Below are 20,430 nucleotides of genomic sequence, written 5' to 3'. Positions count from 1 at the left end.
CCTCTCGTTGGTACCCGAATAATAATTAAAGTGAGGAGTCGTAATGAGTGTGTTAATAGCCCTGGCGGCGCTGGGATTACTGATGCTGGCGGCCTACCGCGGATACAGCGTGATTTTGTTTGCGCCGATTGCGGCGCTTGGTGCCGTGCTGCTGACCGATCCGGGTGCCGTCGGCCCGACGTTTACTGGCCTGTTTATGGAAAAGATGGTCGGCTTCGTTAAACTCTATTTCCCGGTGTTCCTGCTGGGGGCGGTGTTTGGCAAGCTGATTGAGCTTTCCGGTTTTTCACGATCCATCGTTGCCGCCGCGATCCAGATCCTCGGTCGTCGGCACGCTATCCCCGTGATAGTCCTGGTGTGTGCGCTGTTAACCTACGGCGGCGTGTCGCTGTTCGTGGTGGCATTTGCGGTGTACCCGTTTGCCGCCGAACTGTTCCGCCAGAGCGGCATTCCTAAACGGTTAATCCCCGCTACCGTGGCGCTGGGGGCGTTCTCGTTTACCATGGACGCCCTGCCCGGCACGCCGCAAATCCAGAACATTATTCCCACCAGCTTCTTTGGCACTAACGCCTGGGCGGCCCCGTGGCTGGGTCTTATCGGCTCTCTGTTTATTATCTTCTTTGGCCTGCTCTGGCTGGAGCGGCAGCGGCGTAAGGCGATCAATAACAATGAAGGTTATGGCACGGACCTGAAAAACGAACCTGAAACGCCGGACAATATTCATCTCCCGCATCCGCTGATTGCTCTCTCCCCGCTGCTGGTCGTGGGTATATTGAACCTGCTGTTTACCCGCTGGATCCCCGGCTGGTACGGTACGAGTCATGAGCTTACCCTGCCAGGACTGGCGAAACCGATTGTGACCGAGGTGAGCAAGATCACCGCCATCTGGGCCGTGGAGGCGGCGCTGCTCTCCGGTATTGTGCTGGTGTTGATTTTTGGTTTTCGCAATATCCGGGGACGTCTGGCAGAAGGCAGCCGAACGGCGGTGAGCGGCGCCATCCTCGCGGCGATGAATACCGCGTCCGAATACGGTTTCGGCGCGGTTATCGCCGCCCTGCCCGGTTTTCTGGTGTTATCTAAAGCGCTGTCTGCCATCCCGAACCCGTTGCTGAACGAAGCCATCAGCGTGACCGTTCTCGCCGGGATCACCGGCTCAGCGTCCGGCGGAATGAGTATTGCCCTTGCGGCCATGGCGGACACCTTTGTTGCTGCCGCCCACGCGGCCAATATCCCGCTTGAGGTGTTGCACCGCGTGGCGTCAATGGCAAGCGGCGGGATGGATACGCTTCCCCATAACGGGGCGGTGATTACCTTGCTGGCCATCACCGGCCTGAGCCATCGTCAGGCCTACGGCGGCATTTTCGCTATCACTATCATTAAAAGCCTGGCAGTGCTTTTTGTCATTGCCGTGTTCTATCTGACCGGCATTGTGTAAGGAGAGAAAAATGAATCTGAACGGTAAAATCGCCCTGGTGACCGGCTCGACAAGCGGCATTGGCCTGGGGATCGCTCGCGTGCTGGCGAAATCAGGGGCGCAGTTAATTCTCAACGGTTTCGGTGACAGCGGCTCAGCGCGAGAAGAAATTGCACAACTGGGCAAAAAGCCGGGCTACCACGATGCCGACCTGCGTGACGTGTTGCAGATTGAAGCCATGATGCGCTACGCCGAATCGCAGTTTGGCGGCGTGGATATTCTTGTTAACAATGCCGGGATACAGCATGTGGCTCCGGTGGAGACCTTCCCGGTGGAGAAATGGAACGACATTATCGCCATTAACCTTTCTGCGGTGTTTCACACCAGCCGGCTGGCGTTGCCCGCCATGCGTGAACAAAACTGGGGACGCATCATTAATATCGCCTCCGTTCACGGGCTGGTTGCGTCGAAAGAGAAGTCCGCCTACGTTGCCGCCAAGCATGGCGTGGTGGGCTTTACCAAATCCCTGGCGCTGGAAACCGCACGCACCGGCGTGACCGCCAATGCCCTCTGCCCGGGGTGGGTACTGACCCCGCTGGTACAACAGCAAATCGATAAGCGCATCGCGGATGGCGTCCCGCCGGAACTGGCGCAAGACCAGCTTCTCGGGGAAAAGCAGCCTTCAGGTGAATTTGTCACCCCGGAGCAGTTGGGCGAACTGGCGCTGTTTTTATGCAGCGACAGCGCCGTTAACGTTCGCGGCGCCGCGTGGAATATGGATGGCGGCTGGGTGGCACAGTGAGTTTCTGGCCGGGTAAGGCGAAGCCGCTACACGGCCAGAAATGTTTAGCTTGAGCAACTCACTTCCAGCCGTTTGCCCCAGTCTGGCGGGCGGCTGATATAGTCATCATCCCGGTCGGCAAACGGCGTGCGCAACGCCAGGTGCAGACGGTGCAACTCGTCATACTCTCCCTGCTCTGCCTGTTCAATCGCCCGCTGCGCCAGCCAGTTGCGCAACACCATCGCGGGATTCGTCGCGTTCATCTGCGTCTGACGGGCGGCGTCATCGACCTGTTCCTGCTGCAAGCGGGAGCGGTAACGTGCAAACCAGTCGTCAAAGGCCTGCCTGTCAATAAACTCGTCGCGCAGCGGCGAGGCAGCACTGTGCTGCTCCGTCTGGCCCAGCATCCGGAAAGTGCGGGTATAATCACTCCCCTCACGCGCCATCAGTGCAAACAGATCGTTCAGGATCTCGTTATCCCCTTTCTCCTGGGTCATCAGCCCCAGCTTGTTGCGCATCAGCGTGCCATATTCTCGCAGCAAAACGTCCTGATAGCTGTCGAGAGTATCATTCAGGGCATCGACATCCATAAACGGCGACAATGTTTGCGCAAACCGCTGCAGGTTCCATAGCCCAACCGCTGGCTGGTTGTCAAAACTGTAACGTCCCTGATAGTCAGAGTGGTTGCAGATATACCCCGGCTGATAATCATCCAGAAAACCAAACGGCCCATAATCAAAGGTCAGCCCGAGGAGCGACATGTTGTCAGTGTTCATTACCCCATGCGCAAAGCCCACCGTTTGCCAGCGAGCAATCATCCTGGCGGTACGGGCGACCACGTCCCGGAACCAGAGAACGTATTTATCAGCCTCATCCTGCAAATGCGCCCAATGGCGGCGAATAGCGTAGTCCGCGAGCTGACGAACCTTGTCCGTCTCACGACGATAGTAAAAGTGCTCAAAATGGCCAAAGCGCAGATGGCTTTGTGCGATACGCATCAGCATCGCCCCTTTTTCTACCGTTTCGCGCATAACCGGCGTGTCGCTGGTGACAATCGACAGCGCGCGCGTGGTGGGGATCCCCAGAGCATGCATGGCTTCAGATGCCAGGCATTCACGTATTGTTGAACGTAATACTGCGCGGCCATCGCCCATCCGAGAATAAGGGGTAAGACCTGCACCTTTCAGATGCCAGTCAACCGTCTCTCCGTTGGAAAGCTGTTGTTCGCCCAGCAGGATCCCCCTGCCGTCGCCCAGCTGTCCCGCCCAGACGCCAAACTGGTGTCCGCTATAGACCTGGGCAAGAGGTTGCATACCGGGCAGAAGCGTTTCGCCTCCCCAGACGCCCGCGCCCCCGGAAGGCTTAAACATCTCAGGCGGAACGGCCAGTTCATCGGCCAGCCGGTCGTTGTGCCAGATAAGACGTGAATTGTGTAACGGTGTGGGTTTGAGTGCGGTGTAAAAGCCAGGCAACTCGTCATGCCAGTGTGCAGTAAAAGACAGGGTCATAAGTCCTCCTGCTTTTAGTGTAGAGGGTTTGCCCGAACTTAAACACGGGCGAAAGACAGGGTTATCGCTACTGAACCAGCGTCGTGACATGCTCCGCCGGGACAGCGGGCCACAGCGTGCCCTGCATGGCGCCAAAATTGAAGGACAAGACGCGTTGCAGCAGACCGTGGTCGTCAATACCTGAGACGATCACCGACTGGCAGTGCGGCGTTATTTGCCAGAGGATAGCGCGCATAAAAGGTTCGAAAGAGAGCTCCGAAGCCCGCTGCTGGATGAAACCTTTATCGAGAATCACCCGTTTAAATAATCCATCATAGACAGCTTTGAGCGATGCCGCGCCTGCACCAAAGTTTGCGAGGACCAGCGGGAAATGGATCGCCATTCTCGCCAGTTGCAGATCATCCTTTCCGTTATTTAAACCTGGATAATTCTCATTAACAGTAAACTCAAGAAAAGGATACCGCTCAAGAATTGAAACAGCATTCCCATTACTTAATAAAAATTCAACAATAGCCGGTGTAATATTGATCCATGCAATTAACTGATGCTGAATAAAAAACAGTTTACATGTATCAAGCAATTGCAGTTTTTCGTTAAACAGCGCTAACTCTTCTGCCGCGGAAAGCCGGGGGATAACGAGCTCAGTGGGGATCCTCACATCGGTGCCGACGCCAGTAAAGTTAACCAGAACCTCTAAACCTTTAAGCTCGCCAGCACTATTACGTGCTGGCAAAAGCATCAGTTCAGACTGGTATGCATTATCTAGCGTAATCATCATTGCACTCGCCCCGCATTAAAGATGAGAGAGGACATCCTGGAGCAATTGCCGACACAATTCCACTGTCTTGATTTTAATAAGTTTAATTTCATTAGTTCCGTATTAATTTTCAGATTTATCCCTGAATCTAAAATAATCTTATCCTGGTTACAGAGTAATAGCCAGTTTTAGATAAAACAGACACATAAGGATGACGCTAATTTTAGGTAAATTTAACTTTAATCAGCTTATTCAAGAAAAACCGGCATGATTTAATAGTTACCCTGCCGGCAGTGAGACGTGTTCGGGCAGATTAAATACGTCGTGCCTGCCAGAAATTTTTACGCCAGTAAACATTATCCAGAGAAGAGCGCATCACCCCACGGCTTGTTGAGGCATGAATAAACTGGTTGTCCGTGTCATAAATGCCGACATGCAGGCCACTTTCTCCCGAACCGGTTTTGAAAAAGACCAGGTCTCCCGGCAGCAGGTCGTCTTTATCAATTTCAGTCCCAATTTCAGCCTGCTTGCGCGTTTCGCGCGGAAGCTGTAAATCAAACTTGTCACGAAACGTCATCAGCACAAAACCAGAGCAGTCCACCCCGCCGCGACTCATACCGCCGTAGCGATAAGGCGTCCCGCGCCAGTTGCTCAGCTGGTCGTTCAGACTGGCAATGACGGTGATAGAATCTGAAAGCCGCGGATTAGGCGGCGGTGCACGATGGCTGCTGCATCCCGCAAGAAAGAGTGCCGCCACCAGGATAAACCAGAATCGCATTTTCAGACGAATCCTCTGCTTTTATTGTTCTTTCGGTAATTTAGCGCGCAATTGTGTTAACAGGCAAGAAACGGTTACTCCTGCCCCGTAGAAATCAGCATCTTATGTCCCTCGATATCCAGCCTGCGGAACGACATGTTATAGGCACGTGCCAGATGTGGCGGCGTAAGAACCTGGTCCCGCGCGCCGCTGGCAATCATCCTGCCGCGCGACAGTAGCCACACCCGATGGGCATGGCGCAACGTATGGTTAAGGTCGTGGCTGCTCATCACCACGGCAATACCTTTCCGGCTCAACGCGCTTAACAGCGAATCCAGCGCCGCCTGCTGGGCGACATCCAGACCACTCATGGGTTCGTCCAGGAGCAACATCCGCCCGTGAGGGTTGCCTGCGGGGTGGATCTGCAGAATGACCGCCGCCAGACGCACTCGCTGCCATTCACCGCCGGAAAGCTGGCTGGCATGGCGGGGCAGTTTATCTTCCAGTCCTAACGCCGCCGCCACCTCCGTAAGCAGTGCCGTATTCTGTTTGTCGTGCAAATGCAGCATCAGATAATGCCAGACCGGCATCGCAAACGGCGGTACCTGCTGCTGCACCAGATAGCTGCGCCGGTGGGCCAGCGAGCCGGGAGACCAGTCAGCAAGAGGATGTTCCAGCAGTGTGATCTGCCCGGGCCCGGTGGTCAGCCCTGCCATCCGCGCCAGCAGCGTGCTTTTTCCCGCGCCGTTTGGCCCAACCAGATGCAGGATTTCCCCCGCATTGATAGCGCCGGTCATCGGCTCCAGACGCCCCTTCTCGGCGACGTCCGTGAGCTGCATCAGCAGTGACATTATTTTGCCAGCGCCAGCTTGATCGATTCCATGACAATCGGATCCTCAGGCGTCATATCCGGCGAGAAGCGCTGAACGACCTGGCCGTCGCGACCGATCAGGAATTTTTCGAAGTTCCACAGAATATCGTCCGGATAGAGCGGCGCGCGGCCTTTGCTGGCCATACGCTCGTAAAAACCACTGCCCTCAGGCGCAACGGCCTTCGGCGCGGCAGCAATCAGCTTCGCGTACAGCGGATGGCGATCTTCACCGTTAACATCAATTTTGCTGAACATCGGGAATGTTACGCCATAGGTGGTGCTGCAGAAGGTTTTGATCTCTTCTTCGCTGCCCGGCTCCTGGCCCAGGAACTGGTTGCACGGGAAGCCCAGCACGGTGAAACCGTCTTTCTCCCAGGCTTTCTGAATGTTCTCCAGCTGTTCGTACTGTGGCGTCAGGCCGCATTTGGACGCCACGTTGACGATAAGCAACACGTTGCCTTTGTAGCTTTCCAGCGTGGTTTTCTCGCCATCAATGGTCGTCACTTCGGTATTCAGGATATCAGTCTGCATAGCATTCCCTCAGGTTGTCTTACGGGTCGTTTTTTAACGTCCGGATTTTAATAGTAGCCAGATAAAGACTGGCGCGCCCAGCGTGGCGGTTACCACACCAATCGGTAACTCCGCGGCTGTCAGGGCAAGACGAGCGATGATATCAGCCACCAGCAGCGTGACGGCTCCGGCCACGGCCGAAGCCGGAAGCAAGGTTCGATGGTCCGTGAAGCCACACAGACGCAGCATATGCGGGATAACCAGCCCGATAAAACCAATCGCTCCCGCCAGCGCCACGCTCACGCCCACCAGCCAACCGATGGCAATGACCAGCACGTTACGCCAGAACGCCATCGGCATGCCGAGCTGACGGGCTGAGATCTCCCCCAGCGCGAGCATGTTCAGCGGCTGCGCCTGCAGGGCTGCCCATACAACCCCAGGCACCAGAAGTGCCATCAGCCAGCCCTGATGCCAGTCAACGCCACCAAAGCCGCCCATCATCCAGTACATCAGCTGACGCAAGTCAAAGGAGGTCGAGAAGTAAACCGCCCAGGTCATTAGCGCGCTGCAGATGATCCCCAGCGCAACCCCGGCAAGCAGCAGGCGGCTGGTCGACAAGTGCCGTCTGGCAAAGCGAAGCAGGATGATGGTGATCAGTAATGCGCCGAGAATGGCACTGAGGCTAATGCTCCATGCGGAGAGTTCTCCCCCGCCCAGCATTACCGCCGCAATCAGTCCGACGCCTGCACCGTTCGACACCCCGAGCAGCCCGGGTTCCGCCAGCGGGTTTTCAAACAGCGCCTGCATAACGGTACCTGACAGCGCCAGTGCAGCACCGACCAGCATCACCGCTACGGTGCGCGGCAGACGAATTTGCCAGACGAAGAGTTGCCCGTCAGGCCCCAGCCAGCGTTCGGGCCCAATCCAGCTGTCGCCCGCGCAGAGGCTGATACCCGCGGCGACAATCAGCAACAGCGCCAGCAATAGCAGGCGACGTCGGTCGGAACGGTGTTGGCGATGAGCATAATCAAGCATGAGCGTGGTTTTATTAGCGTGTGATGTCTTTGATTTTACGGTCGGTTTGCCAGAGAGCGCAAAGAAAAAAGGCCGCGTGGGCGGCCTTTTTGGTTAGTTCATATTACTCTGCTTTGGGCGTTGCGTTTTCGACACGGCTTTTTAACTTCTGGCCGGGTCTGAAGGTCACCACGCGGCGGGCTGTAATGGGAATATCTTCCCCCGTCTTCGGGTTACGGCCCGGACGTTGGTTTTTGTCTCGCAAATCAAAATTGCCAAAACCGGAGAGTTTTACCTGCTCACCATTTTCCAGAGCACGACGGATCTCTTCGAAAAACAGCTCTACCAGCTCTTTGGCATCCCGTTTGCTAAGCCCAAGCTTATCAAACAGATATTCTGACATTTCAGCTTTTGTAAGCGCCATAGGTTCAATCCCTCAATGATGCCTGGAATCGCTCTTTTAATGCCTCTACACATTTGGCGACGGTAGCGGCAATCTCCTCTTCTTCGAGTGTACGGCTGGTATCCTGAAGGATAAGGCTGATAGCGAGGCTCTTGAAACCTTCTGCTACGCCCTTGCCGCGGTACACGTCAAATAAGTTTACGCCAACTACCTGATTTACGCCAACTTTCTTACATTCGGCCAAAATATCTGCTGCGGGAACGTTTTCCGCGACCACAACCGCGATATCACGGCGGTTCGCCGGGAAGCGGGAGACGTCCTGCGCCTGAGGAATGACGCGGTCTGCAACCGGGCTCCACTCCAGCTCAAACACGATGGTACGGCCGTTCAGGTCCAGCTTACGCTCCAGCTCAGGATGAACAACACCAATGAAACCAATGCGTTTGCCGTCTAAATAGATCGCCGCACTCTGGCCCGGATGCAGGGCTGGAATCGCTTCTGCACGGAATTCAATTTCAGATAATTTACCGGTCAGATCCAGAATGGCTTCCAGATCGCCTTTCATATCGTAGAAATCAACCGTGCCTTTTGCCAGGTCCCAGTGCTCTTCATAACGGTTGCCGCTGATAGCACCAGCCAGCATGAGATCCTGACGGATGCCTAAATTTGCCTGATTATCCGGTACAAAGCGCAAACCGCTTTCGAAAATTCGCACGCGGTTTTGCTGGCGATTCTGGTTGTAAACGATAGTGCCCAGCAGCCCGGTCCACAGGGACAGACGCATTGCGGACATTTCGCTGGAGATTGGGCTTGGCAGGATCAACGCCTCCTCGCCCGGGTGGATCAGTTGCTGCAGCTTAGGATCAACAAAGCTGTAGGTGATCACTTCCTGGTAGCCTTTGTCGTTAAGCATGGTTTTCACACGCTTCAGGGACAGGTCAGCTTCACGATGGGTACCCATCACCAGACCGGCCTGAACGGGCTCGTCCGGGATGTTGTTGTAGCCGTATACGCGGGCCACTTCTTCCACCAGATCTTCTTCGATTTCCATGTCAAAACGCCAGGATGGCGCAACGGCTTTCCACTCGTCCTGACCTTCGGTCACTTCACAGCCCAGACGCGTCAGAATGTCGGTCACCTGGGCATCGGCAACATGATGACCAATCAGGCGATCGAGCTTGCTGCGGCGCAGGGTAATGGTTGCGCGTTTCGGCAGCGTCGCTTCGTGAGTGACATCGATAACCGGACCGGCTTCACCGCCGCAGATGTCGATCAGCAGGCGAGTCGCTCGCTCCATCGCTTTGTACTGCAGCGCAGGGTCAACGCCACGCTCGTAGCGGTGAGACGCATCGGTGTGCAGGCCATGACGGCGTGCGCGACCGGTGATAGAGAGCGGGCTGAAGAAGGCGCATTCCAGCAGGACGTTTTGCGTTTCGTCATTTACCCCAGAGTGTTCGCCACCGAAGATACCGCCCATCGCCAGCGCTTTGCTGTGGTCAGCAATCACCAGCGTATCCGCGTTCAGCTTCGCTTCGGTGCCGTCAAGCAGAACCAGGGTTTCGCCCTCTTTTGCCATACGGACAACAATACCGCCTTCGATACGATCTTTATCGAACGCATGCATTGGCTGACCCAGTTCCAGCAGAACGTAGTTGGTGACGTCAACCACCGCGTCGATAGAGCGAATGCCGCAGCGGCGCAGCTTCTCTTTCATCCACAGTGGTGTTGGCGCTTTCACGTTGATGCCTTTTACCACGCGGCCGAGGTAGCGTGGGCAAGCATCCGCGGCGTCAACCTGAATAGGCAGTACGTCACTGATGGTCGCTTCTACCGGTACGATCTCCGGCGCTTTCAGTTCGGTCTGGTTCAGCACGGCCACGTCGCGCGCCACGCCGATGATACCTAAGCAATCAGCGCGGTTTGGCGTAACGCTGATCTCGATGGTGTTGTCATCAAGCTTCAGGTATTCGCGGATATCGGTGCCAATTGGCGCATCCAGCGGAAGCTCAATGATGCCGTTGTGATCGTCGGAAATACCCAGCTCGGAGAAGGAGCACAGCATGCCTTCAGACGGCTCACCGCGCAGTTTAGCCGCTTTAATTTTGAAATCACCCGGCAGTACCGCACCCACGGTTGCCACGGCGACTTTCAGGCCCTGACGGCAGTTTGGCGCACCGCAAACGATGTCCAGCAGGCGGTCGCCGCCGACATTCACTTTTGTCACGCGCAGTTTGTCGGCGTTCGGATGCTGGCCGCACTCGACCACTTCACCGACCACGACGCCGGTGAAGGCACCGGAAACCGGCTCAACGCCGTCAACTTCCAGGCCCGCCATGGTGATCTGGTCAGACAGCGCGTCGCTGTCCAGCGTGGTATTGACCCATTCGCGTAACCACAGTTCACTGAATTTCATTGTTCTGTCCTGCCCTTATTTAAACTGTTTGAGGAAACGCAGATCGTTTTCGAAGAATGCACGTAAATCGGTCACACCGTAACGCAGCATGGTCAGACGCTCCATGCCCATACCGAAGGCAAAGCCGGAGTACACTTCCGGATCGATACCGACGTTGCGCAGTACATTTGGATGCACCATGCCGCAACCCAGCACTTCCAGCCATTTGCCGTTTTTGCCCATCACGTCAACTTCCGCAGACGGTTCAGTGAACGGGAAGTAGGATGGACGGAAACGAACCTGCAGGTCTTCCTCAAAGAAGTTGTTCAGGAAATCGTGCAGCGTGCCCTTCAGGTTGGTGAAGCTGATGTTTTTATCAACAATCAGACCTTCCATCTGGTGGAACATTGGGGTATGGGTCTGATCGTAATCGTTACGATAAACGCGACCCGGCGCGATGATGCGGATTGGCGGTTCCTGATCCTTCATGGTACGGATCTGTACGCCAGAGGTCTGGGTACGCAGCAGACGCGTGGCGTCAAACCAGAAAGTGTCGTGGTCAGCGCGTGCCGGATGATGGCCAGGAATATTCAGGGCATCGAAGTTGTGATAATCATCTTCAATTTCCGGGCCAGTCGCCACGGTAAAGCCGAGCTCACCGAAGAAACTTTCAATGCGATCGATGGTACGGGTAACCGGATGCAGCCCCCCGTTTTCGATACGGCGACCCGGCAGAGAAACGTCGATCGTCTCTGCGGCCAGGCGCGCATTCAGCACCGCGCTTTCCAGCTCGGCTTTACGTGCGTTCAGTGCCTGCTGCACCTGCTCTTTAGCTTCGTTAATCACCGCACCCGCTGCCGGGCGTTCTTCTGGCGGCAGTTCACGCAGGGTTGTCATTTGAAGGGTCAGGTGCCCTTTCTTCCCAAGATATTCGACGCGGACATTGTCTAACGCGGCAACATCTGAGGCCTGATTAATGGCGGCTGTTGCACTGGCAACCAGCTCTGCGAGATGTGACATGATTTTCCTCATTATGTCGGTGCAGACACCGATTTGGTGGAGTTATTCTCTCAAATTCAGATACAAAAAAAGCCTCCATCGGGAGGCTTATCTGGCGCTGTTTTTCGTTTCATCTTTCACGCGCTAGCCTCCTGGAGTCAGGTGCTAAAGTAAAAGAAGAAGCGGAAAATAGCAGCATTCATGCTTGCGTTACCTTGTTGGGTAAAAACCGTTGAGAACTTATTGAAAAGCCTGCACGGATAAATGTCAATCTTCTGATGGTGTTAAATGAAAAGAGGAGGCAAAGCCCCCTCTCTCAACTGGCTTATGCCAGTGCTGCTTTCGCTTTTTCGACCAGAGCGGTGAACGCTACTTTGTCGAATACTGCGATGTCAGCCAGGATCTTACGGTCGATTTCAACAGAGGCTTTTTTCAGGCCGTTGATGAATTTGCTGTAAGAAATACCGTTCTGACGTGCTGCTGCGTTGATACGCGCAATCCACAGTTGACGGAACTGACGCTTACGCTGACGACGGTCACGGTAAGCGTACTGACCTGCTTTGATAACAGCCTGGAAGGCAACGCGGTATACGCGTGAACGCGCACCGTAGTAGCCTTTAGCTTGTTTCAAAATTTTCTTGTGACGTGCACGTGCAATTACACCACGTTTTACGCGAGCCATGTGTGCTCTCCTGTATCTATTCTAAGTTAAAAAAGTTAAACGTTAACGACTTATGCGTACGGCAGGCACGCGATTACCAGGCCCAGATCGCCTTTAGAAACCATGGCTTTTGGACGCAGGTGACGTTTACGCTTGGTAGCTTTCTTAGTCAGAATGTGACGCAGGTTAGCGTGCTTGTGCTTAAAACCACCTTTACCGGTTTTTTTGAAGCGCTTAGCAGCACCGCGTACGGTCTTAATTTTTGGCATTTTAATAACTTCCACTTCGCATTGTTAAATAAACGAAACATAGGCGAACAAAACCTATGAAACCCGAAGGCTCCACAGATTTTGCTGCTTGAAGGCCTTACTGTTTCTTCTTAGGAGCGAGCACCATGATCATCTGGCGGCCTTCGATCTTCGTAGGGAAGGATTCGACTACTGCCAGTTCACTCAGATCTTCACGGACGCGGTTAAGCACTTCCATACCGATCTGTTGGTGGGCCATTTCACGACCGCGGAAACGCAGTGTGATCTTGGCCTTATCGCCATCTTCCAGAAAGCGAATCAGGCTGCGGAGTTTTACCTGATAATCGCCATCGTCGGTACCAGGACGGAATTTGATTTCCTTAACCTGGATAACTTTTTGCTTCTTCTTCTGTTCCTTAGAAGACTTACTCTTTTCATAAAGGAACTTGCCGTAGTCCATGATACGACAAACTGGCGGTTCGGCGTTAGGGCTGATTTCAACTAAATCTACTCCAGCTTCTTCAGCCTTTTCGATTGCTTCTCTCAGACTCACAATCCCCAGCTGCTCGCCTTCCAGACCTGTTAAGCGAACTTCCTGGGCGCGAATCTCGCCATTGATACGATTCGGACGTGCCGTTTGAACTCGTTTTCCGCCTTTAATACCTTATTCCTCCAGTTGTTGAAGACTGCGGCTGCGAATCTCTTGTTGCAGCTTCTCAATCACTTCACTTACGTCCAGGCTGCCCAGGTCTTTACCACGGCGGGTGCGAACGGCAACTTTGCCTGCTTCCACCTCTTTATCACCACAGACCAACATATACGGGACACGACGTAAAGTGTGCTCGCGGATTTTAAAGCCAATCTTCTCATTTCTCAAGTCTGCTTTTACGCGAATGCCCGCATTTTGTAGTTTCTGCGTCAATTCTTTAACGTAATCTGCCTGAGAATCGGTAATGTTCATCACCACTACCTGCACTGGCGCAAGCCAGGTTGGGAAGAAGCCCGCGAACTCTTCGGTCAGGATGCCGATGAAGCGCTCCAGTGAACCGAGGATTGCACGGTGAATCATAACCGGTACCTGACGTTCGTTGTCTTCGCCAACATAAGAGGCGCTTAAACGCTGCGGCAGGGAGAAGTCCAGCTGTACAGTACCGCACTGCCATGCGCGATCGAGGCAGTCATACAGGGTAAATTCAATTTTCGGACCGTAGAATGCGCCCTCGCCCAGCTGGTATTCGAACGGAATACCGTTCTCTTCCAGCGCCACGGCGAGATCCGCTTCTGCGCGATCCCATGTCTCATCGCTACCGATACGTTTTTCCGGACGCGTTGAGAGTTTGACCACGATCTTCTCGAAGCCAAAGGTGCTGTACATATCGTAGACCATACGAATACAGGCGTTAACTTCATCACGAACCTGATCTTCAGTACAGAAGATATGCGCATCATCCTGAGTAAAGCCACGAACACGCATCAGACCGTGCAGCGCACCTGATGGCTCGTTACGGTGGCAGCTACCGAACTCCGCCATACGCAGCGGCAGGTCACGGTAGGATTTCAGACCCTGGTTGAAGATCTGAACGTGGCCCGGGCAGTTCATTGGCTTAATGCAGTATTCACGGTTCTCGGATGAGGTGGTGAACATCGCATCTTTGTAGTTGTCCCAGTGGCCGGTTTTTTCCCACAGCACACGGTCCATCATGAACGGGCCTTTTACTTCCTGGTACTGGTACTCTTTCAGCTTGGAGCGTACGAACGTTTCCAGTTCACGGAAGATGGTCCAGCCGTCGTTATGCCAGAATACCATACCCGGCGCTTCTTCCTGCATGTGATACAGGTCAAGCTGTTTACCGATTTTACGGTGGTCACGCTTCGCCGCTTCTTCCAGGCGCTGCAGATAGGCGTTCAGGGCTTTTTTATCGGCCCATGCGGTACCATAAATACGCTGCAACATTTTGTTGTTGCTGTCGCCACGCCAGTAGGCGCCTGCGATCTTCATCAGTTTAAAGTGATGACAGAAACGCATATTCGGCACGTGCGGTCCACGGCACATGTCGATGTATTCTTCGTGATGGTACAAGCCTGGCTTGTCATCATGAGAGATGTTCTCGTCAAGAATAGAGACTTTATAGCTCTCGCCACGCTTGACGAAGGTTTCACGCGCTTCGTGCCAGCTGACTTTCTTCTTGATGACGTCATAGTTCGTTTCGGCGAGCTCGTGCATACGTTTTTCGAGCGCGTCGATATCTTCCTGGGTCAGGGTGTGGTCAAGGTCAACGTCATAGTAGAAACCGTTGTCGATAACCGGACCAATCGCCATTTTGGTGTTTGGCCACAGCTGCTTGATAGCATGACCTAACAGGTGCGCACAGGAGTGACGAATGATCTCCAGACCTTCTTCGTCTTTCGCGGTGATGATTGCAAGCGTCGCATCGTTTTCAATCAGATCGGACGCATCAACCAGCTCACCGTTCACACGGCCGGCGATGGTCGCTTTCGCGAGGCCAGGACCGATATCCAGGGCAACATCCATTGGGCTAACAGCGCGGTCGAAATGGCGTTGGCTGCCATCAGGAAGAGTAATTACAGGCATTTTATATCCTTATTTGCAGTGATGCCCCACACATAAGAGCATATACAAAGAAAATAATCGTGATTAAACAGTAGATTACGAAACATCTGACCAACAATCGTCAAATTGGTTCGTTATCCTGCACCTGCCGAATTCAGATAAATGCGGGTTTACGGCAAGGGACTTAATGTTAACACTAACAGCAAGGGGATTGCACCCTCTGCTGCCACAATGAAGGACTGGCATGTTGCAGATAGTTGCAGATTGCGTCTCTCTGGCACTCGCATTTCGCCGATGCTGAGCTAACTTTGAACAGGCCTTTAAAATCCACAGGTGCTTACCATGAACGTATCCAGTAGAACGGTAGTGATATTAAATATCCTGGCAGCAACCGGTTTATTGTTGATTCTCGCCGATCGATTCCACTGGTTCTGAGCTGAACCCCATACCGGCATAACCCGATTGCTTCCGGGAAGGGGCATATTTCGGCCCCGTTTGATAGACTATGCGTATCAACGGACAAGGATTAGGTTATGCCAACAAAACGATTTGCCGTAAAACACTGGAAAATGGTGCTGGTGCTGATTGCCATCTGCGGCGCGATGCTGCTACTTCGTTGGGCGGCAATGATTTGGGGTTAGAGAATCAGAAGGGACGTCTGGCAGAAATGAGAAACGGGCCGATATTTTCGGCCCGCCATGATTACATTCTATAACCCAGTGAAACGGTGGTTCTGCGATCGGTATGTTCAGGCGCGCTTGCTGGTGGTGAAGAGTTCCAGGTCACGTTGTAGGCCACTTTCAAACCGAAGTGTTCATTGATAGCCACGTTCAGGGCACTTTCAGAGTTCAGCGTTGTATCCTCGGCACCAAACACAGACACACCCTGAGTGAATTTGGTGTTATCGGTCATCTGCCATGCGTAGGTACCTGACGCATAACCCAGCGGCTGGGTTTCATCTTCGCCGTTGGTGTACTCGTCGTAGCGAACACCAGGACCGAATTCAAAACGGAAGCTGTGTACAGGCCCATTCAGGAACTGACGACCATAACCCGTCGTGAATACATCACGCTGGCGATAGCCATTATAACGGTCGGTTAACCAGCTTGCCTGACCGAATATGTAGTCATAGTCGGTCATGTTGTAACGGCTACGTCCACCTGCCGCATATTTCTCGGAAGAGCGTTCATCGTTAGCGGACGTGTTGCTGGCATTCCCCCACAGCGACCATGCTGTGGTATTACCGTACCAGGTCAGGGTGCTGTCCGCCGTCAGAGAAGAGCTTTTTGTGTTACCTGATTGCGCGAGATACCCGGCATTCAGATTACCTTCGAAGGGTTTTTTGGCAGTGGAGGGATCGTCCATGACAGTAAAAACGGTGTCATCGGCGGTTGCATTCAGTGATGCAAATACGCCACCCGCCAGCATCAGTGCTGCGGGTACTGTCTTCAAAAGCTTCATTTTATTTAAGGAGTCCGTACAACAAAAAAAGAGACCACCACGGTCTCGGAAACTTTCTTGAGGATCAATGACAAGGCGTCCAGAGAAAGGTAACAAATTATAAAAAGGCGCAAATAACATAGCAATATTTTCTTATTTCATTTTTTGAATAAGAACGATCCCAAAGCGCGTTTTATTTTATATATCTTTTATCACGCTTGTTTCAGCATTCATTTTTAAAATCATACTGTTATTTACATTGCCTTCCTGTCGATCGGTGCCAGGCTTAAAAGAACCCATACTAAAAGGAGGTTATGATGGCTTCTATTTATACGCTGACGCTCTCCCCTTCCCTCGACTCCGCGACTATCACCCCGCACATTTACCCTGAAGGTAAACTACGCTGTAGCGCCCCTGTGTTTGAGCCGGGCGGCGGCGGCATTAACGTGGCGCGCGCCATTACCCATCTTGGCGGTAAAGCCACCGCCATATTCCCTGCCGGGGGTGCCACGGGGGAACATCTTGTCTCTTTGCTGGCGGATGAACAGGTTGCCGTAGACACCGTAGCGGCCCAGGACTGGACCCGGCAGAATCTGCATGTCCACGTCGAATCCAGCGGGGAGCAGTATCGTTTCGTGATGCCGGGCGCCAGACTGAGCGATGATGAGTTTCGTCAACTGGAAGAGAAGGTACTGACCATTGAAAGCGGCTCACTGCTGGTTATCAGCGGTAGTCTGCCGCCAGGCGTCAAAACGGAAAAGCTGACGGCGCTGGTTAAGGCAGTGCTTCAGCGTGGTATCCGCTGCATCGTCGACAGCTCAGGTGAAGCCCTGCAGGCAGCGTTAGTCCCCGGGCATCTTGAACTCGTTAAACCTAACCAGAAAGAGCTTAGCGCGCTTGTGAATCGCGAACTTAACCAGCCTGATGACGTGCGCACCGCCGCAGAAGAACTGGTTCGCAGCGGCAAAGCGCACCGCGTGGTCGTCTCTCTCGGTCCTCAGGGGGCACTGGCTGTCGACAAGACGGGCTTTGTGCAGGTTGTGCCGCCGCCCATGAAAAGCCAGAGTACCGTGGGTGCGGGCGACAGCATGGTCGGCGCGATGGCGCTAAAACTGGCGCAGGGTGCTTCTCTTTTGGAAATGACGCGTTATGGCGTCGCGGCGGGGAGTGCCGCCACCATTAATCAGGGGACGCGGCTGTGTTCGCTTGCCGATACGCAGAAAATCGTCGATTACCTTTCAAAAGACTGACCTCTATTCCCCTTCCCAATCGAATGGGAATTTACCTTAAAGTCGCCAAATATGGCATATCAACTATGCTAAAAAAACTTTCAGAATAACAACGAGGTGAATTATGAGCAGTGGTGATATCACCCGCTATGTCGCAACCATCAATCTTCGTGAAGCGTCACTGACCGAGCTGAACGAGCTCAATAACGCCTTTACTCGCGCGAATTTTCTGCTCACGCTGACGGACGATGACGGCCATATTCATGATTTAGGCACGCTGACATTTGGTTTGATCGCTGCCCTGAGTGAAGAAGACGTTCACGCCCTGGCCGCCAGCCTGGTGGAAAGTGTGACCGACAAGCCCGCCGACATCACCGTGGAAACGTGGGAAAGCTGGCACAAAAAAGAACAATAAGTGCGCTGCATGAATTTAAACCGCTCAGGTGTGCGTTAGTTCGTATTTTTTTACCGCAATTATGCGCTAACTTTATGATCTGGCAGACAACATGGGAGAGTCAACATGTGGCAGGCTATCAGTCATCTTTTAAGTGAGCAACTGGGTGAAGGTGAAATTGAACTGCGTAACGAACTGCCAGGCGGAGAGATCCACGCCGCGTGGCATTTACGCTACGCAGGACGCGATCTTTTCGTGAAGTATGATGAGCGAGAACTGCTCCCGATATTCACCGCTGAAGCCGACCAGCTGGAACTGTTGTCTCGCAGTAAAACGGTGACAGTACCGCAGGTGCTGGCTCTGGGCAGCGACCGGGACTACAGTTTCCTGGTCATGGACTATCTCCCTCCCCGCCCGCTGGATGCCCATAACGCCTTCATTCTTGGACAACAGCTCGCGCGCCTGCACCAGTGGAGCGACCAGCCCCAGTTTGGGCTCGATTTTGACAACGACCTTTCCACTACCCCACAGCCCAACGCCTGGCAGCGTCGGTGGTCGACGTTTTTTGCCGAACAGCGCATCGGATGGCAGCTTGAACTGGCCGCCGAAAAAGGGCTGGAATTTGGCAATATTGATGCCATCGTTGAGCATGTACAACAGCGCCTGGCCTCCCATCAGCCGCAGGCATCTCTGCTGCACGGCGATTTATGGTCCGACAACTGCGCGCTGGGTCCCAACGGCCCCTATATCTTCGACCCGGCCTGCTACTGGGGTGACAGAGAGTGCGATCTGGCCATGCTGCCCCTGCATCCAGAGCAGCCCCCGCAAATATATGATGGCTATCAGTCAGTCTCCCCTCTGCCGTCCGATTTTCTCGAGCGCCAACCGGTGTATCAGCTTTATACGCTGATGAACCGCGCTATCCTTTTTGGCGGGCAGCATCTGGTCAACGCCCAGCGTGCGCTTGAACGCGTACTTGCGGCATAGGGACAAATCGGGTGGCCGTGCCGCCACCCTCATCTGTCAGAGAAAACCCAGCAGAGAGAAGAAGAAGTATCCCGCCACAATGATGATAATGGGGAGAATATAGAGCGGGAAAATTTGCAGGAAAATGGTGTGACGCGGTACCACAATGCGGGATTCAATCTGCTCCCGGCTCATTCCTTCCGGGCCTTTCGCCTGTTCCAGAATTAACTGATCCTCAACGCCTTCGCGCAGAAAACGGGTCTGGCGACTCATTCGCGCACCGGATGCCTGTAACGCCATGGCAATAAAAATCAACGCATAGATGACCCAGAACCCAATATTAAGCTGCTGGTGAAAATCCGGCGTTGGCGAGTTGAACCAGAAGACATTCAGGAACGGGGTGTTGAACCGCATCATCTCAATCATGACATGCGCAAAATCAAGCATGACGGCATTAATGCCTGGCTGTTTTTCGCTGTGATCGTACATAAATTTGAGCACAGAAATCAGCGTAGAGATGACGGCGGGAATAAAAATCACCCAGCCAGCAATACGTTTTAAGACAGCAATGCGTCCAGCTTGTTGATACGTCATCAGTTCCTCTTCATAAAGACGCGTTATTTGTGGCTAAGTCTACCTGCTGGACAGCATTTTCGCCCGATCTTTGAAAGCAATATGCTAAATTGCTAAGTGTGCTTAGCACTTATCGTCTGTCGAACACCCTGGATAAGGAGACGTTGTGATGTCGACACCGCGCCAGATACTTGCCGCTATTTTTGACATGGATGGATTACTGATTGATTCCGAGCCGTTGTGGGATCGCGCCGAGCTGGACGTGATGGCCAGCCTGGGCGTTGATATCAGCCGCCGTAATGAACTTCCCGACACGCTGGGCCTGCGCATTGATATGGTCGTAGACCTCTGGTACGCCCACCAGCCGTGGAGTGGCCCAGATCGCGACGAAGTCACCGCGCGCATTATCAGCCGCGCCATCGCGCTGGTGGAGGAGAACAAGCCGCTATTGCCTGGCGTGCGTGAAGCGGTCGCGTTGTGTAAGGCTCAGGGGCTGAAGGTGGGCCTGGCCTCCGCTTCACCGCTGCATATGCTGGAAAAAGTGCTCATTATGTTTGAGCTGCGCGACAGTTTTGACGCCCTGGCGTCAGCTGAAAAATTGCCCTACAGCAAACCGCACCCGCAGGTCTATATGGACTGTGCCGCTAAGCTGGGTCTTGATCCGCTTACCTGTGTCGCGCTGGAAGATTCCGTTAACGGCATGGTCGCGTCCAAAGCCGCACGTATGCGCTCCATTGTGGTTCCGGCAGAGGAAGGCCGCCACGATCCCCGTTTTGCCCTTGCCGATGTGAAGCTTAATTCGCTGACAGAACTCACGGCGCATCACCTTAAGGGCGGCTAACAACATGCTCCATTTGTGACAAACAGTTACACCGTCACCTCTTCCGCCTACTGTATAAAAACCCTATACTGTATGAATTGACAGTTTCGTGGGTTTTATC

The 20,430-nt window shown here is 53.7% G+C and carries 24 protein-coding genes and 1 other annotated feature; of the genes, 8 read left to right on the top strand and 16 right to left on the bottom strand.

Annotated features, from left to right (window positions below):
* The first annotated feature begins 43 nt into the window (after positions 1–43).
* On the top strand, positions 44–1,435 hold the full coding sequence (locus L3068_RS09180) for a GntP family permease (protein WP_045135064.1): 1,392 nt from the start codon (positions 44–46) through the stop codon (positions 1,433–1,435).
* A 10-nt stretch (positions 1,436–1,445) separates the two neighbouring features.
* Positions 1,446–2,216: a 3-hydroxybutyrate dehydrogenase gene (locus L3068_RS09175; RefSeq protein ID WP_023332776.1), complete on the top strand. Its 771-nt coding sequence runs from the start codon at positions 1,446–1,448 to the stop codon at positions 2,214–2,216.
* A 44-nt stretch (positions 2,217–2,260) separates the two neighbouring features.
* Here the strand turns inward: L3068_RS09175 and selO are convergent, their stop codons facing one another.
* The 14 genes from selO to thrS form a co-directional block, all read right to left on the bottom strand.
* The gene (selO, locus tag L3068_RS09170; RefSeq protein ID WP_117581553.1) at positions 2,261–3,703 is read right to left on the bottom strand and encodes a protein adenylyltransferase SelO; all 1,443 of its coding nucleotides are present in this window, start codon (positions 3,701–3,703) and stop codon (positions 2,261–2,263) included.
* A gap of 67 nt (positions 3,704–3,770) precedes the next feature.
* Positions 3,771–4,481 carry an EAL domain-containing protein gene (locus L3068_RS09165; protein WP_014883496.1) on the bottom strand — a complete coding sequence of 237 codons (711 nt, stop codon included), beginning with the start codon at positions 4,479–4,481 and terminating at the stop codon, positions 3,771–3,773.
* 292 nt (positions 4,482–4,773) lie between these two features.
* A complete protein-coding gene (locus L3068_RS09160) occupies positions 4,774–5,238 on the bottom strand; it encodes a C40 family peptidase (protein ID WP_014883495.1) in 465 nt (154 codons plus the stop codon).
* A 74-nt stretch (positions 5,239–5,312) separates the two neighbouring features.
* Complete coding sequence (gene btuD / locus L3068_RS09155) at positions 5,313–6,068, bottom strand: vitamin B12 ABC transporter ATP-binding protein BtuD (RefSeq protein ID WP_023332773.1); 756 nt, start codon at positions 6,066–6,068, stop codon at positions 5,313–5,315.
* Positions 6,068–6,619, bottom strand: a complete 552-nt coding sequence (locus tag L3068_RS09150) for a glutathione peroxidase (protein WP_014883493.1) — start codon at positions 6,617–6,619, stop codon at positions 6,068–6,070. The genes btuD and L3068_RS09150 overlap by 1 nt, the downstream gene beginning before the upstream one ends.
* Positions 6,620–6,652: 33 nt before the next feature.
* Complete coding sequence (gene btuC / locus L3068_RS09145; protein ID WP_117581555.1) at positions 6,653–7,633, bottom strand: vitamin B12 ABC transporter permease BtuC; 981 nt, start codon at positions 7,631–7,633, stop codon at positions 6,653–6,655.
* 103 nt (positions 7,634–7,736) lie between these two features.
* Positions 7,737–8,036: an integration host factor subunit alpha gene (gene ihfA / locus L3068_RS09140; protein WP_003857805.1), complete on the bottom strand. Its 300-nt coding sequence runs from the start codon at positions 8,034–8,036 to the stop codon at positions 7,737–7,739.
* A 4-nt stretch (positions 8,037–8,040) separates the two neighbouring features.
* Positions 8,041–10,428 carry a phenylalanine--tRNA ligase subunit beta gene (pheT, locus tag L3068_RS09135; protein ID WP_117581557.1) on the bottom strand — a complete coding sequence of 796 codons (2,388 nt, stop codon included), beginning with the start codon at positions 10,426–10,428 and terminating at the stop codon, positions 8,041–8,043.
* Between the two features lie 15 nt (positions 10,429–10,443).
* Entirely contained in the window at positions 10,444–11,427 is a 984-nt protein-coding gene (gene pheS / locus L3068_RS09130; RefSeq protein ID WP_010426091.1) for a phenylalanine--tRNA ligase subunit alpha, read from the bottom strand.
* 62 nt (positions 11,428–11,489) lie between these two features.
* Positions 11,490–11,614 (bottom strand) — a sequence feature (Phe leader region).
* Positions 11,565–11,609 (bottom strand): pheST operon leader peptide PheM, encoded by a 45-nt coding sequence (gene pheM, locus L3068_RS09125; RefSeq protein WP_001386830.1) that lies wholly within the window; start codon positions 11,607–11,609, stop codon positions 11,565–11,567. Its footprint overlaps the feature before it by 45 nt.
* Before the next feature lie 117 nt (positions 11,615–11,731).
* Positions 11,732–12,088: a 50S ribosomal protein L20 gene (rplT, locus tag L3068_RS09120; RefSeq protein WP_000124850.1), complete on the bottom strand. Its 357-nt coding sequence runs from the start codon at positions 12,086–12,088 to the stop codon at positions 11,732–11,734.
* 50 nt (positions 12,089–12,138) lie between these two features.
* Positions 12,139–12,336, bottom strand: coding sequence for a 50S ribosomal protein L35 (rpmI, locus tag L3068_RS09115; protein ID WP_001124225.1), 198 nt, complete (start codon positions 12,334–12,336; stop codon positions 12,139–12,141).
* 97 nt (positions 12,337–12,433) lie between these two features.
* Positions 12,434–12,976 carry a translation initiation factor IF-3 gene (gene infC / locus L3068_RS09110; protein ID WP_059287945.1) on the bottom strand — a complete coding sequence of 181 codons (543 nt, stop codon included), beginning with the start codon at positions 12,974–12,976 and terminating at the stop codon, positions 12,434–12,436.
* Between the two features lie 3 nt (positions 12,977–12,979).
* Positions 12,980–14,908, bottom strand: a complete 1,929-nt coding sequence (thrS, locus tag L3068_RS09105) for a threonine--tRNA ligase (protein ID WP_014883490.1) — start codon at positions 14,906–14,908, stop codon at positions 12,980–12,982.
* Between the two features lie 321 nt (positions 14,909–15,229).
* Between thrS and yncL the strand changes: the two genes are divergently transcribed.
* The gene (yncL, locus tag L3068_RS09100) at positions 15,230–15,322 is read left to right on the top strand and encodes a stress response membrane protein YncL (RefSeq protein ID WP_117581559.1); all 93 of its coding nucleotides are present in this window, start codon (positions 15,230–15,232) and stop codon (positions 15,320–15,322) included.
* 98 nt (positions 15,323–15,420) lie between these two features.
* Complete coding sequence (gene yniD, locus L3068_RS09095) at positions 15,421–15,528, top strand: small membrane protein YniD (protein WP_008500658.1); 108 nt, start codon at positions 15,421–15,423, stop codon at positions 15,526–15,528.
* Positions 15,529–15,589: 61 nt separating this feature from the next.
* On the opposite strand, the gene L3068_RS09090 is transcribed toward yniD, so the two are convergent.
* The gene (locus L3068_RS09090; protein WP_014883489.1) at positions 15,590–16,348 is read right to left on the bottom strand and encodes a DUF481 domain-containing protein; all 759 of its coding nucleotides are present in this window, start codon (positions 16,346–16,348) and stop codon (positions 15,590–15,592) included.
* A gap of 296 nt (positions 16,349–16,644) precedes the next feature.
* Between L3068_RS09090 and pfkB the strand changes: the two genes are divergently transcribed.
* The 3 genes from pfkB to L3068_RS09075 all read left to right on the top strand — a co-directional run bounded on the left by pfkB (position 16,645) and on the right by L3068_RS09075 (position 18,937).
* Complete coding sequence (pfkB, locus tag L3068_RS09085) at positions 16,645–17,577, top strand: 6-phosphofructokinase II (protein WP_045281796.1); 933 nt, start codon at positions 16,645–16,647, stop codon at positions 17,575–17,577.
* Between the two features lie 103 nt (positions 17,578–17,680).
* A complete protein-coding gene (ghoS, locus tag L3068_RS09080; protein ID WP_014883487.1) occupies positions 17,681–17,971 on the top strand; it encodes a type V toxin-antitoxin system endoribonuclease antitoxin GhoS in 291 nt (96 codons plus the stop codon).
* 105 nt (positions 17,972–18,076) lie between these two features.
* Positions 18,077–18,937: a fructosamine kinase family protein gene (locus L3068_RS09075; RefSeq protein ID WP_117581561.1), complete on the top strand. Its 861-nt coding sequence runs from the start codon at positions 18,077–18,079 to the stop codon at positions 18,935–18,937.
* Positions 18,938–18,973: 36 nt separating this feature from the next.
* Here L3068_RS09075 and L3068_RS09070 read toward each other — a convergent pair whose 3' ends face one another.
* Positions 18,974–19,510, bottom strand: a complete 537-nt coding sequence (locus L3068_RS09070; protein WP_023332771.1) for a YniB family protein — start codon at positions 19,508–19,510, stop codon at positions 18,974–18,976.
* Between the two features lie 148 nt (positions 19,511–19,658).
* Between L3068_RS09070 and hxpB the strand changes: the two genes are divergently transcribed.
* Positions 19,659–20,330: a hexitol phosphatase HxpB gene (gene hxpB, locus L3068_RS09065; protein WP_014883484.1), complete on the top strand. Its 672-nt coding sequence runs from the start codon at positions 19,659–19,661 to the stop codon at positions 20,328–20,330.
* Positions 20,331–20,430: the final 100 nt, after the last annotated feature.

This window comes from Enterobacter cloacae complex sp. ECL414 (genome assembly GCF_021869685.1).
Lineage (GTDB): Bacteria > Pseudomonadota > Gammaproteobacteria > Enterobacterales > Enterobacteriaceae > Enterobacter > Enterobacter kobei.
This window is presented reverse-complemented; position numbering and strand designations above follow the sequence as displayed.